The following is a 13,223-nucleotide window of genomic DNA, read 5'->3' as shown; positions in this document are numbered from 1 at the left end:
CCCTTCGGGCGCGAGTGGTCACAGGCGGGTGACGTCCAGTTGGCCGGCTGCGTACTGCCTGCGCAGCACCTTCTTGTCGAACTTGCCGACGCTGGTCTTGGGCACCGCCTCGATCAGCGTCCAGCGTTCCGGGAGCTGCCACTTGGCGATCCTGCCCTCCTCGGCGAGGAAGGCGCGCAGGGTCTCGAAGTCGGCGGTGGCGCCCTCCTTGAGGACCACGGTGGCCAGCGGACGCTCGCCCCACTTGTCGTCCGGTACGGCCACCACGGCGGCCTCGGCGACATCCGGGTGGGACATCAGGGCGTTCTCCAGATCGACGGAGGAGATCCACTCGCCGCCGGACTTGATGACGTCCTTGGCCCGGTCGGTGAGGGTGAGGAAGCCGTCCGGGCTGATGGTGCCGACGTCCCCCGTCTTCAGCCAGCCGTCCTCGCTGAACTTGTCGGCGGGGCGCAGGGGTTCGGTGTCGGGGCCGTTGTAGTACGCGCCCGCGATCCACGGCCCGCGCACCTCCAGTTCGCCCGCCGACTCGCCGTCCCAGGGCAGCCGTTCGCCGCCCGGTCCGGTGAGCCGGGCGGAGACGCCGGCCGGGAAGCGGCCCTGGGTGAGCCGGTACGCGAACTCCTCCTCGGTGCCGACCGCGTGGGCCGGCGGCCGGGCCACCGTGCCGAGCGGCGAGGTCTCCGTCATGCCCCATGCGTGGCACACCCGCATGCCGAGCCGGTCGAAGTCCGCCATCAGCGCGGGCGGACAGGCCGAGCCGCCGATGGTGACCTGGGTGAGGCGGGAGACGTCCCGGGGCCTGGCGGTCAGCTCGGCGAGCAGGCCCTGCCAGATGGTCGGCACGGCGGCCGCGTGGGTCGGGCGCTCGGCCTCGATCATCTCGGCGAGCGGCGCGGGCTGCAGGAAGCGGTCCGGCATCAGCATGTTCACGCCGGTCATGAAGGTGGCGTGCGGCAGGCCCCAGGCGTTCACATGGAACTGCGGGACCACGATGAGCGAGGTGTCCTGGTCGGTCAGCCCCATGGACTGGGTCATGTTCACCTGCATGGAGTGCAGGTAGATGGAACGGTGGCTGTAGACCACGCCCTTGGGGTCGCCGGTGGTGCCGGAGGTGTAGCACATGGCGGCGGCCTGACGTTCGTCCAGTTCCGGCCACTCGTAGGTGGCCGGCTTGCCCGCGATCAGCTCCTCGTAGTCGTGCACCCGCGCCCGGGAGGCGGCCAGCGGTGCGCGGTCGCCGGGGCCGGAGACGACGATGTGCTCGACCGTGGTCAGCCGGGGCAGCAGCGGGGCGAGCAGCGGGATCAGCGAACCGTTGACGATGATCACCCGGTCGGCCGCATGGTTGACGATCCAGGTCAGCTGCTCGGCGGGCAGCCGCAGGTTGAGCGTGTGCAGCACGGCCCCCATGGCGGGGATCGCGAAGTACGCCTCGACGTGCTCGGCGTTGTTCCACATCAGCGTCGCGACCCGGTCGTCGTCCCGCACCCCGAGGTCGTCGCGGAGGGCGTTCGCCAGCCGTACCGCGCGGGCGCCCGCCTCGGCGAAGCTGCGCCGCTGCGGCTCGGCCTGCCCGGTCCAGGTGGTGATCTGGGACCGTCCGTGCACCTGCACTCCGTGCAGGAGGATGCGGGTCACGGTCAGCGGTACGTCCTGCATGGTGCTCAGCACGGCGTCCTCCCGGGCGACATTGCCTACGCGGCAGTAAGGGCTGGCCCGATTCTGCGCACATACCGTGCGGTATGTCACTAGGGACGAACGATCGATCACCGCACGGGCCGTCCCGGTCCGCCCTGGACGGTCCCCTACCGGACGAGCCCCAGCTCGGGATCCTCGCGCAGCTTGCCGAGCGCCCGGGACACCGCGGACTTCACGGTGCCCACCGACACGCCCAGCACCTCGGCCGTCTGGGCCTCGCTCAGGTCCTCGTAGTACCGCAGGACGACCATCGCCCGCTGCCGCGCCGGCAGTTTGGTGATGGCCCGCCACATCGCGTCGTGCAGCGCCTGGCGCTCGGCCGGGTCGTCGTCGCCGGGCATGGGATCGGGCTCGGGCAACTCGTCGCACACGAACTCGTCGACCTTGCGCTTGCGCCACTGCGAGGTCCGGGTGTTCAGCAGCGCCCGGCGCACATAGCCGTCGAGCGCCCGGTGGTCCTCGATCCGCTCCCACGCCACATACGTCTTGGTGAGCGCGGTCTGCAGCAGATCCTCCGCGTCGCTGGGGTTCGCGGTCAGCGAACGGGCGGTACGCAGCAGGACCGGCTGGCGGTCCCTCACATACGACGAGAACGATGGATACATGGGGGTCCCCCCGTTCGAACGCAGCCGAGAGTGGGGGAGGGTCTGCCTCGCCGCCGTGGCGGCGTCCGAAGCACTGGTGCAGACGGGTGTGGTCATGGCTCCCACGCTATGAGCGGCCCGGGTGAGGCGGATCGGCCGCAGGTCCCGAAGCAGAGTCCCCCTCAGGTTGTAGGGGTGGGGTTGACTACACCTCCTGAAGGTGGAGCGGGGAACGACCCGTACTCCGGGATGACCCCTGCGGGCTCAGCCGTCCGCCGCCAGCACCAGGCCGGACGTGGGCACTCCGGTACCGGCCGTCACCAGGACGCGGCCGGCCCCCGGTATCTGGTTGGCGGCCGTGCCCCGCAACTGGCGCACCCCCTCCGCGATGCCGTTCATCCCATGGAGGTAACCCTCGCCGAGCTGTCCCCCGTGCGTATTGAGCGGCAGCCGCTCCTCGGCCACGAAGGCCGCCGCCTCCCCGCGCGCACAGAACCCGAACTCCTCCAGCTGCATCAGCACGAACGGAGTGAAGTGGTCGTACAGGATCCCCACGTCGATGTCGGCCGGAACCAACCCGGAGGTGCGCCACAGCTGGCGTGCCACCACGCCCATCTCCGGCAGCCCGGTCAGATCGTCGCGGTAGAAGCCGGTCATCTGCTCCTGGGCGCGGCCGGCGCCCTGGGCGGCCGCCGCGATCACCGCCGGTCTCTGCGGCAGATCGCGCGCCCGCTGCACGGAGGTGACCACGAGCGCCTGCCCGCCGTCCGTCTCCTGGCAGCAGTCCAGGAGTCTCAGCGGCTCCACGATCCAGCGCGAGGCGGCGTGGTCGGCGAGCGTGATGGGGCGGCCGTGGAAGTACGCCGCCGGGTTGGTCGCCGCGTATCGGCGGTCCACCACGGCCACCTGCCCGAACGCCTCGGGCGTCAGGCCGTAGGCGTGCAGATAGCGCTGTGCCGCCATCGCCACCCAGGAGGCCGGGGTGAGCAGTCCGAACGGCAGCGCCCAGCCCAGCGCCACGCCCTCCGCCGACGGCTCCCGGTGCTGTACGCCCGAGCCGAATCTGCGTCCCGACCGTTCGTTGAACGCGCGGTAGCAGACCACCACCTCGGCCACGCCCGTCGCCACCGCGAGCGCCGCCTGCTGGACGGTGGCGCAGGCCGCCCCGCCGCCGTAGTGGACCCGGGAGAAGAAGGACAGCTCGCCCATCCCGCAGGCCTGGGCCAGGGTGATCTCCGGGCTGGTGTCCATCGTGAACGTCACCAGCCCGTCCACGTCGGAAGGGGTGAGCCCCGCGTCCTCCAGCGCCGCCCGGACCGCCTCCACCGCCAGCCGCAGCTCGCTGCGGCCGGAGTCCTTGGAGAACTCGGTGGCGCCGATGCCGACGACGGCGGCCCGCCCGCCGAGCCCGTCGCGGCCGCGTACGCTCATCACGCGCCCCCCGCCGGCACGGTGACCGTGACCGTCCCGGTCACATGCCGGCCGACGGCGTTGGCCCCGACCACGCGCACCGTCACGGTGTCGCCGTCCACCTGCTCGACCGTGCCCGTCAACACCATGGTGTCACCGGGGTGGTTGGGCGCCCCGAGCCGGATGGCGACCCTGCGCAGGACGGCCCTCGGACCGAAGTGGTCCGTGATGTATCTGCCGACCAGGCCGTTCGTCGTCAGGATGTTCATGAAGATGTCCGAGGAGCCCTTCTGCCGGGCCAGCTCCGCGTCGTGATGCACGTCCTGGTAGTCCCGTGACGCGATCGCACCGGACACGATCAGTGTGCGGGTGATCGGGATCTCCAGCGGCGGCAGTTCCACGCCGGCCGTCAGCGCCGTCCCGTCCGCCGTCAGCGCCATGACTCACTCCCCACTCGCGATCAACTCCCCCAGCTCCTGGAGCACTTCGCTCCCACATCCCAGATAGGCGTCCAGTTGCCGCCCCCACAGGAAGTGCCGGTGCACCGGGTGGTCGAGGTCGGCCCCCGTGCCTCCGTGCAGATGCTGGCCCGTGTGGACGACGCGCTGCCCCGCCTCGGACGCCCACCAGGCGGCGGTCAGCGCATGGCCGGCGTACGGCAGTCCGGCGTCGCGCCGCCAGGCCGCCTCGTACGCCGTCACCCGTATCGCCTCGGTGTCCATATGGGCGTCGGCCGCACGGAGTTGGACGGCCTGCCGGGTGGCGAGCGGTCGGCCGAACTGCTCCCGGGCGTTCACGTGCGCCACGGCCCGGGCGAGCGACCCCGCGCAGACGCCGGCCTGGAGCCCGGCGAAGGCGGTGCGGGCGGTGGCGAGGAGATCGTCGTAGGCAGCGGTGTCCCGGGGCGACGTACCGCTGCCCAGGCGTTCCGCTGGGGCGTGGTCCAGGGTGAGGCGGCCGGCCGACCAGGGGGCGGTCAGGTCGACCGGCGTGATCGTCACGCCGGAGCCGAGGGGCGTCAGCCACAGCCGTCGCCGGTCGTCGGCGACGAGGACATGCGTGGCGTCCCGCAGCCATGGGACGGCGGGCACCGTGCCGGTCAGCTCGGCCGGGCCCGAGTCCGCTGCGGTCTCGGGCCCGCCCGGCGGCCGGGCCCGGACGCCGCCCCGTGCCGGAAACGCCCCGGTGACCACGAGTGAGCCGTCCCGGAGTCCCGGCAGCATCCGGTCCCGCTGGTCCAGGGTGCCGTGGGCCGTGATCGCCAGGAGCCCGAAGACACAGGTGGCCGCGTAGGGCACCTGGGCCGTGGTGCGGCCCTGTTCCTCCAAGAGCAGGACCAGGCCGAGCAGTCCCAGGTCCTCCACCGCGCCCACCAGCCCCGCAGCGGTGAGGGCCTTCCACAGTTCCGGGTCGCTGCCGGTGCCGGCGGCCGTGAGCCGTTCGTGCGTGGCCAGGTCGGCGAAGATCCGCGCGGCCAGGTCACGGGCCGCGCTCTGGTCGTCCGTGGGCGTGAAGTCCATCTCAGGCCCCGTCCTCGGTGACCCGGAAGACCGGCAGGACCAGCGGGTCCTCGGCGGTGCCCGCCCCCTCGTACCGCCGGAACTCCAGGCGCACCGGCAGACCGATCCGCACCTTGTCGTACGGCACTCCCACCACGTTGCTCACGATCCGCACGCCCTCGGCCAGTTCGATCAGGCCGACCGCGTAGGGAGGGTCGAACGCGGGGAAGGGCGGGTGGTGCATCACGACGTACGAGTGGACGGTGCCCTCGCCGCTCGCCTCGACCGTGTCCCAGTCGAGGCTGCCGCACGCGTTGCAGCCCGGCAGCCAGGGGTGCCGCAGGGTGCCGCATCCCGTGCAGCGCTGGATGAGCAGCCGGTGCCTGGCCACCCCCTCCCAGAAGCCGGCGTTGTCCCGGTTGACCACCGGGCGTGGGCGTCCTGGCCTCGGTTTCCGACGGGCGGCGGGGGCGTACTTGAGGATGCGGAAGCGGTGCGTGCCCACCAGGTCCGCACCCCTGCGGACGTCCATGCGGGTCGTGATGAAGTACCCCGTGCCGAGCCTGGTCGTCTTGCGCCGCGACACCGACTCGATCACCGCGTCGAAGGTGATCTCGTCACCCGGGCGCAGGGGCCGCAGATACTCCTGCTCGCAGTCGGTGGCGACCACCGAGGTGCAGCCCGCCTCGTCGAGCAGGGTGAGCAGTTCGTCGTAGGCGTCCGTGCGCCCCTCGTGTCCGGACAGGCCGCCCATGGTCCACACCTGGAGCATCGTGGGCGGAGCCATGGCATCCGGCCCCTCGTACGCCGGGTTGGTGTCGCCCATCGCCTCGCACCAGTGCCGGATCATCGGCGTGTTGACCGGGTCCTTGCCCACGCAGGCGACGGCGGCGGCCCGCCCCTCGTACGCCCTGAGCTGCCCCCACAGCGCATCCGGGGCACCCACATCCGTCACCGCGCCAGCCCCCACGCCGGCTCCCGTGCCTCCCACGGCTTTCCCCCCGTCCTCCGCACCCGCGCCTGCCCCCACCACCACGTCCACGCCTGTGCCCACGCCCAGCCCACGGGCACCCGCACCCGCACCCGCACCCGCACCCGCACCCGCACCCGCACCCGCCACGGTCGCCGTCCCCTCAGCCTCCGTCTCTACCCGCACCCCCTCCTTCTCCGCCGCCGTCACCGCGGCCTCCGCCCCCGCCCGCACCGCCTCCCCCTCCGCACCGGTCACCGCCGCCCCCTCGTCATCCCGAGCCGCATCGTCGCGACGATCTCCCGCTGCACCTCGCTCACCCCGCCCCCGAACGTGTTGATCTGCGCCGCCCTGTTCAGTCTTTCGAGCTCGCCGTCCCCGAAGGCACCCGGCGACCCCGATCGCACCGTCCCCGCCAGCCCGTCCGTCCCGATCGCGTGCTGGCATATTCGATACACCGCGACCGCCGATTCGGTTCCCGCCACTTTCACGCCGCTGGCGTCGCCCGGCGCGAGCCGACCCGCCCCCACATCGCCCACCAAACGCCAGTTCAGCAGGCGTGTCGCAGCCAGCCGGGCATGTGCCTCGGCGAGCTGCGCACGCACCCACGGCTCGTCAATCCGACGCCTTCCGGTCACCGGATCAGGGGTACGTGCGGCGGTGAGCGCGGCGGCGTAGAAGTCCTCGGCCTGCATGCCGACCGCGGCGAGGGCGACCCGCTCGTGGTTGAGCTGGTCGGTGATGAGCGACCAGCCCCCGTTCTCGGCCCCGACGAGGTTGCCGACCGGGACGCGCACCCCGTCGTAGTAGGTGGCGGTCGTGGTCTGCCCGCCCACGGTCTCGATGGGGGTCCATGAGAACCCCCGCGCGTCGGTGGGGACGAGGAGGATCGAGATGCCACGGTGCCGTGGCGCATCGGGATCGGTGCGGCAGGCCAGCCAGATCCAGTCCGCGTGCTGGGCGCCCGATGTGAACGTCTTCTGCCCGTCGATCCGCCATCCGTCGCCCTCCCGCACGGCCCGCGTGCGCAGTGACGCCAGATCGGTCCCGGCGGACGGTTCGCTGTAGCCGATCGCGAAGGTCAGTTCCCCGCTGAGGATCCGGGGCAGGAAGCGGGCCTTCTGCTCCTCGCTGCCGTACTTCATGAGCGTGGGCCCGACGGTGTTCAGGGTGACCATCGAGACGGGGGCGCCGGCCCGGTACGCCTCGTCGAAGAACACGAACTGCTCGTCCGCGCCCCGGCCCTGACCGCCGTACTCGACGGGCCAGCCGAGCCCGAGCAGGCCGTCGGCGCCGATGCGGCGCAGCAGCGCACGCCGTTCGCGCGGCCCGATGGGCGCCGTCGGCAGCAGGTCCCGGAAGTAGGCACGGAGTTCGGCGCGCAGCCGCTGCTGGCGTTCGGTGGGGGCGAGGTGCACGGCGGGGGAACCTCCCGGCCCGGTACGGGACTCGTACGGGCCCGGTCCTGGCCCGTACGAACGACGATTTCTGACTGTCCGTCAGAAACTGTCGGGTGTCAAGGTCGCCGCGGGACGGCGGAAAGCACGGAAAACGCCTGCGCGGCGGCACCGAAGCACCGCCGCGCAGACGTGTTGCGACCCCGAAAGCACACCCCCCGCAGGAGGTCAGTCGCGCCTCACCACAGGCGGGTGAAGTGGATGTTGATGTTCTTGTTCCCCTGCTGGATGGCGGTGAACGCGGAGCCCCTGACCTGAGCGGTGTTGCTCTGGTTCGAGGCGCCGTAGCCGACCGCACTCTGCTGCGTGGTGGACGAGTTGCCGGTGTTGTTGCGGCCGACACCGCTGCCGAGGATGCTCGCCACGCCGGCGTTCGATCCGTCGTCCGCGATGGCACCGTTGTCCGCACTCGCGACGCCGGTGAAGAGGACGGCTGCGAGCGGGAGCGCGGAGACGGCGGCGAGAACACGGGCGGTACGGATGCTTGCCATGTTGTTCCTCCAGGACGATACCCACCGGCCGACCGGCCGGGAGCACGGGAATTCACGAAGTACATCTGCTGCCAGGGAAGTTGGCCGACCTCCCGGGCGGTTGAGCACGACGTCGCGAATCCAGAGTTGCCCATCGCATCCCCGGCGAACTCCCCACAGGCCCCAATTAGCACTCAAGCGTGATGACAAGTCGATAAACCCCTTTCGACGTCTTTAGTGATCTCTTGGCGCCATCGCACCCAGTACGGACTTCTCGGACTCAAGCGACACAAGCGGTGAATCGTTTCGGCACATTTCCGGCCAACCCGCCCCACTCGGCATGTCGCCGCGACCCCCTCTTCCTTTTTTCGAACGCGTGTACGAACATGGATCCATGGCCACCACCGACCGGCAGGCCACGACGCTGGCCCTCGCGCACGCCCTGTCAGCCGCCGAACGCGGACTGGCCGTCATCCCCCTGTCCCGGACGAAACTCCCGGCCCTGCGCTCCCCGCACCGCGACCAGCCCGACCCCGCCCCCTGCCACGGCGAGTGCGGCCGGCTCGGCCACGGCGTGTACGACGCCTCGACCGATCCGGCGCGCATCCGCGAACTGTTCGCCGCCGCGCCCTGGGCCACCGGTTACGGCATCGCCTGCGGACTGCCCCCGCACCACCTCATAGGCATCGACCTCGACACCAAGTCCGGCACGGACTCCTCGGCCGCCCTGCGCGAACTCGCCCTGCGCCATCTGTTCACGATCCCCGAGACCGTCGTCGTGCTCACGCCCAGCGGCGGCCGTCACGTCTGGCTGACCGGCCCGCCGGACGCCGTCGTCCCCAACTCGGCGGGCCGGCTCGCCCCCGGCATCGACATCCGGGGCGCCGGCGGCTACCTCGTCGGCCCCGGATCCCGCGCCGACCACGGCGTCTACGCCACCGCGCCCGGCACCGCCCACCTGGCACCCGCGCCCTGCCCGCCCGCCCTGCTGCGCCTGCTCCTGCCGCCGCCCCGCGCGCCGCATCCGGCGCCCTGGGCATCCGGTGACCACGGCAGGGGCCTGGTCCAGTTCGTCCTCGCGGCCCACGAGGGCCAGCGCAACACCCGCCTGTTCTGGGCCGCCTGCCGCGCCTACGAGAACGGCATCGGGCCCGCCCTCGTCGCCCCGCTGGTCGAGGCGGCCCTCAACACCGGCCTCTCGGAGCGCGAGGCGCGGGCGACGATCGCGTCGGCGGCACGGATGACGGGACACCGGCCGTAACGGCCGGTGCCGGAGATACGCGAGCGGCAAAGGGCGCGCTCGTTGAACCGGCGCACGACGGACGCGGGGTCGGCAGGGCGCCGGGGCTGCCAGGGCGCCGGGTGGCTGTCAGGAGCGCCGGATCGCGGGCCCCTTCCATCGTACGTGTGGACGATCCCAGGTGCGTGCCACGCCACCGGGACCTACATATGACGATCTGTCAAGGTATGTCCTGCTTATAGGAAGCGATCAAGGATACGGGGCGGAAACCGTCGTCTCGGTGCTCCTCCACCTCGTAGGAAACAGGACATATTGATCAGGCATCGCAACCGCGCGCTCCAGCTCTGCCGGTCCTTCGCCAAGAGGGCCACCCAGACGTTCGTGGTCGGTGTGGCGGGCGCGCTCATGGTTCTCGGCAACCCCACCGCCGCACATGCCGAGTTCGAACCGACCCCGGTGTACAACGACCCGCCCGGCATGTTCACCGAAGCGACCATCACCGGCACCGGGGCCGGATCGACCGTGACCGGCTCCGTCGCGCCCACGGACTTCAACCCGCTCGCCGGCTATCCCGCCACCATTCCCGCCGGGTCCACGCCCCACGATCCCGCGTTCGCCGGCACGATCACGATCCAGGACCGGCTCACCGGGCACTCCGGCCTCACGTACTGCATCGACCTGAACACCTCCACCGAGGTCGGAGTGAACTACGAACTCGGCGAGTGGAGTGAGACACACGTCCCCAACCTGGGCTACGTCGAGTACATCCTCCAGCACTACTACCCCACCACTGACGAACCGTCATCGGTCAGCGTCTCCCAGCGGGCCGCCGCGGTGCAGGCGGCCATCTGGTTCCTCACCGACCGATACGTTCTGGACACCGCCAGCCCGATCCGTTCGCTGACCGCGGCCATCGTCGCCGACACGCTGGCCAACGGGCCGAGCGCGGAACCGGAACGACCCGAACTGTCGGTCACGCCCTCGGAACTGGCCGCGCCGTCGACCGGGGAGATCGTCGGTCCGTTCACGGTGAACTCGGACGGTCCCGCGACGATCAGGGTGACCGGCATCGAGGTCTACACCGACCCCGAAGGCATCAACCAGCTCCACGACGGCGACGTGGTGGAGCCCGGCACGCGCCTGTGGGCCCGCAGCGTCTCCGACACGGAGCCGCAGGGCTTCGTCCTCGAACGGACGGCCACCGTGCTGGAAGGGACGGTCCTGCTCTACGACGGCTCGAACCCCGGACTGGACGACGCCCAGAAACTCATCCTGGCCCGGGAGACCGAGCTGGTGGTGCGGGCCGGCGCGGTGCTCGAACGGTTCGCCGCGGGCGGTGTGCAGATCACCAAGCGGATCCTCGGCGGCGGAGCGGGCCACCAAGGGGAGATCACCATCGATGTGCTCTGCCATGATCCGAACACCGGCCAGGAGCAGCACCACACGGTGACCATCCCGGCCGGGGCGACGGCCGGCGACCACAACCGGACGATCGGCGGCATCCCGGCCGGCAGCACCTGCACGATCACGGAGCCCACGGGCGGCGACAACGACCAGGTCGCCCAGGTGGGCAGCCCCGTCATCGAACCGGCGACGGTCACCATCGTGGCCGACGAGACCCAGCATGCGACCGTCACCGACACCTTCGAGCAGTCCGCGGGTGACGTCGAGGTCGACAAGACCATCAAGGGTCCGGGCGCCGGCAAGCAGGGAGAGGTGGTCATCCGGCTCGACTGCGATGTGCCGGGCGGCACGTTCGACCGGCGGTTCGTCATCGAGGCGGGCACGGGGGCCGACACATACCGTCAGCCGGTCGTCAGCGGCGTCCCGGCCGGCACGCACTGCACCGTCGCGGAGAGCACGACCGGCGAGAACAAGAAGGTCAGACTCGCCGAGATGACGATCACGCCCAGGAGCATCACGGTCCAGGCCGGTGTCACCAGCCGCGTCTCCGTCACCGACAAGTACGTCAAACGCCGCTGCGGGCACGGCTCCGGCCACAAGCCGGGCGGTGCCGGCAACAAGCCGGGCGGCATGGGCGGCAGCGCGCACTGGCCGGGCGGCCATCTCGCCGACACCGGGGCGTCCCTGCCGACGGGACGCCTGGCAGCGAGCAGCCTCGCCCTGGTACTGGCCGGCGCCGTCACGGTCGCCGTGGCCGGGCACGCCGGCAGACGGCGCCCACGCATCTGATCCCTCAAGGGAGTGCACACCTGGGCCGCCGGTCATCAGGCCGGCGGCCCAGCCGCATGGCCGGACTCCGGGCACCTGCCGCGCATCGGGTACTCCTCGATGGCTCAAGCGTACGGGATATACCGTCAACCGGTATATGCTGCTCGCGTGACCGACCAACCCCTGAGGGAGCCGACGCTCCTGATCCTGACCGCCCTCGCCGATGCGCCCCGCCATGGATACGGCCTGATGCAGGAGGTCGAGAAGATCTCCCAAGGCCGGGTCCGGCTCCGGGCCGGCACCCTCTACGGCGCCCTGGACCGCCTCCTCAAGGAAGAACTCGTCCGCGTCGAGAAGGAGGAGATCGTCGACAGCCGCATGCGCCGCACCTACGCGCTCACCGAGAAGGGCACGGAACGTCTCGCCACGGAGGCCGCCCGCCTGCGTTCCACGGCCGACGAAGCCGCACGCCGTCTCGGCATGACGTTCCCCCAGCCGGGAGGAGCCACGTCATGAGCACATCGCCACAGCACTGGACGACGCGTCTGTATCCGCCCGCCCGCCGCCATGAGTTCGCCGACGAGGTCAGCACCGCCATCGACCAGGTCGAGGCCGAGCGCGGACGGTGGGCGGGAACAGTGGAGCGGGCCGCCGTCGTCGGCCACGCCCTGCGACTGCGCACCTGCCTCGACTCGGCCCGGCCGGGCGGCCGGCTCCTGGCGGCCGCGGCACCCGCGGTGATCGCTGTCAGCACCGCCCTGTCCGCGTCCCTGCTCGTCGTGTGGCAACTGCCCCCGCTGCCCTGGGACGGCGAGCCCGGTTACGCCCCCGCCGCCCACGCCCCCTGGATCGCCGTCCTGGTCTGCGCGCTCGCCGGCCGCTGGACCGCCGCCCGGATCAGCGCCGGCCTCGCTCTCCTGGGCGCCCTGGTGTCGCTGCCGCTGGTCCAATGGACCGACGGCGCCGACGGTTTCACCCAGCACCGCAACGCCCTCGTGGGACTGGCCCTGGCCGCGCTCTTCGTCCTCGCCGTGCCTCCCGACCTTCCGCCGGTCGGGCCGCGAGCGCGGCGCACCATGGCCCTGTCCGCGCTCGCCATGGGAGTACCGATGGTGGCCGGCTCGGTCACCGTGTTCGAGACCCTGGCCGGCCCCGACGAGTTCGTCGACGCCCGCGCCGACCCGTTCCACCTGCTGTTCTTCTTCACCCCCCTGGTCTTCGCCATTCCCCTGGCGCTAGCGGTGGCCCGCTCGCGCTACGCCCCCGCACTGGTGGCCCTGCTGCTGGGCGCCGCGGTGCTCGGGGTCACCCCGACGATCGGGCCGCTGATTCCCTACGGCACCGGAGGAGTGTGGGCACAGGCGTCGTTCGCCGCCGGCCTGATCGCCCTGACCACATACTGCGTCAGAGCCGTACGGCAGCGCCGACGAGGCGGCCCGGTGCCCACTCCTGCCAGAACGCGCTGACCACGAGCCGACGCTTCTGCCGGACCCCGCAGAAAAGGACAGCCGCAGCACACCGAGCACGCGAACGACCCCCGACCGAGTCATCAGGTCGGGGGCCGTTTGCGCTGTTCTCAGCGCGGAGGCGGTGGGATTTGAACCCACGGTGACATCGCTGCCACGACGGTTTTCAAGACCGTTCCCTTCGGCCGCTCGGGCACGCCTCCCCGCGCTGCGGTGTGGGCAACGCGGGGACAAGACTAACCGGTCGGCACACG

At 71.5% G+C, this 13,223-nt stretch carries 12 protein-coding genes and 1 tRNA gene; 4 read left to right on the top strand and 9 right to left on the bottom strand.

Features of this window, described 5'->3' with window-relative positions; translation table 11 throughout:
- Positions 1-18 precede the first annotated feature (18 nt).
- The 8 genes from ACIRFL_RS04615 to ACIRFL_RS04580 all read right to left on the bottom strand — a co-directional run bounded on the left by ACIRFL_RS04615 (position 19) and on the right by ACIRFL_RS04580 (position 8,112).
- Positions 19-1,674 (bottom strand): long-chain fatty acid--CoA ligase, encoded by a 1,656-nt coding sequence (locus ACIRFL_RS04615; protein ID WP_404023809.1) that lies wholly within the window; start codon positions 1,672-1,674, stop codon positions 19-21.
- Positions 1,675-1,808: 134 nt separating this feature from the next.
- Positions 1,809-2,402, bottom strand: a complete 594-nt coding sequence (locus ACIRFL_RS04610; protein WP_404023808.1) for a SigE family RNA polymerase sigma factor — start codon at positions 2,400-2,402, stop codon at positions 1,809-1,811.
- A gap of 147 nt (positions 2,403-2,549) precedes the next feature.
- Positions 2,550-3,716: a lipid-transfer protein gene (locus ACIRFL_RS04605; protein WP_404023807.1), complete on the bottom strand. Its 1,167-nt coding sequence runs from the start codon at positions 3,714-3,716 to the stop codon at positions 2,550-2,552.
- Positions 3,716-4,108, bottom strand: a complete 393-nt coding sequence (locus ACIRFL_RS04600; protein WP_404023917.1) for a MaoC/PaaZ C-terminal domain-containing protein — start codon at positions 4,106-4,108, stop codon at positions 3,716-3,718. The genes ACIRFL_RS04605 and ACIRFL_RS04600 overlap by 1 nt, the downstream gene beginning before the upstream one ends.
- 30 nt (positions 4,109-4,138) lie before the next feature.
- Positions 4,139-5,215, bottom strand: a complete 1,077-nt coding sequence (locus tag ACIRFL_RS04595; RefSeq protein WP_404023805.1) for an acyl-CoA dehydrogenase family protein — start codon at positions 5,213-5,215, stop codon at positions 4,139-4,141.
- Between the two features lies 1 nt (position 5,216).
- Positions 5,217-6,140, bottom strand: coding sequence for a bifunctional MaoC family dehydratase N-terminal/OB-fold nucleic acid binding domain-containing protein (locus ACIRFL_RS04590; RefSeq protein ID WP_404023804.1), 924 nt, complete (start codon positions 6,138-6,140; stop codon positions 5,217-5,219).
- A gap of 278 nt (positions 6,141-6,418) precedes the next feature.
- Positions 6,419-7,582 carry an acyl-CoA dehydrogenase family protein gene (locus ACIRFL_RS04585; protein WP_404023802.1) on the bottom strand — a complete coding sequence of 388 codons (1,164 nt, stop codon included), beginning with the start codon at positions 7,580-7,582 and terminating at the stop codon, positions 6,419-6,421.
- Between the two features lie 218 nt (positions 7,583-7,800).
- Entirely contained in the window at positions 7,801-8,112 is a 312-nt protein-coding gene (locus ACIRFL_RS04580; protein ID WP_404023800.1) for a hypothetical protein, read from the bottom strand.
- Positions 8,113-8,485: 373 nt separating this feature from the next.
- On the opposite strand from ACIRFL_RS04580, the gene ACIRFL_RS04575 reads away from it, so the two are divergent.
- The 4 genes from ACIRFL_RS04575 (at position 8,486) to ACIRFL_RS04560 (ending at position 12,969) form a co-directional block, all read left to right on the top strand.
- On the top strand, positions 8,486-9,352 hold the full coding sequence (locus ACIRFL_RS04575; RefSeq protein ID WP_404023799.1) for a bifunctional DNA primase/polymerase: 867 nt from the start codon (positions 8,486-8,488) through the stop codon (positions 9,350-9,352).
- A gap of 291 nt (positions 9,353-9,643) precedes the next feature.
- Positions 9,644-11,524 carry a thioester domain-containing protein gene (locus tag ACIRFL_RS04570; RefSeq protein WP_404023797.1) on the top strand — a complete coding sequence of 627 codons (1,881 nt, stop codon included), beginning with the start codon at positions 9,644-9,646 and terminating at the stop codon, positions 11,522-11,524.
- A 147-nt stretch (positions 11,525-11,671) separates the two neighbouring features.
- Positions 11,672-12,019 carry a PadR family transcriptional regulator gene (locus ACIRFL_RS04565; protein ID WP_404023796.1) on the top strand — a complete coding sequence of 116 codons (348 nt, stop codon included), beginning with the start codon at positions 11,672-11,674 and terminating at the stop codon, positions 12,017-12,019.
- Positions 12,016-12,969, top strand: coding sequence for a hypothetical protein (locus tag ACIRFL_RS04560; RefSeq protein ID WP_404023794.1), 954 nt, complete (start codon positions 12,016-12,018; stop codon positions 12,967-12,969). Before ACIRFL_RS04565 ends, ACIRFL_RS04560 begins: the two co-directional genes overlap by 4 nt.
- A 116-nt stretch (positions 12,970-13,085) precedes the next feature.
- Here the strand turns inward: ACIRFL_RS04560 and ACIRFL_RS04555 are convergent.
- Positions 13,086-13,172: transfer RNA gene (locus tag ACIRFL_RS04555), tRNA-Ser, on the bottom strand.
- Positions 13,173-13,223: the final 51 nt, after the last annotated feature.

Origin of the sequence: Streptomyces sp. NPDC102462, assembly GCF_044765425.1 — a bacterium.
GTDB lineage: Bacteria > Actinomycetota > Actinomycetes > Streptomycetales > Streptomycetaceae > Streptomyces.
The sequence above is the reverse complement of the archived record's forward strand: the minus strand, read 5'-3'. Positions and strand labels throughout refer to the sequence as shown.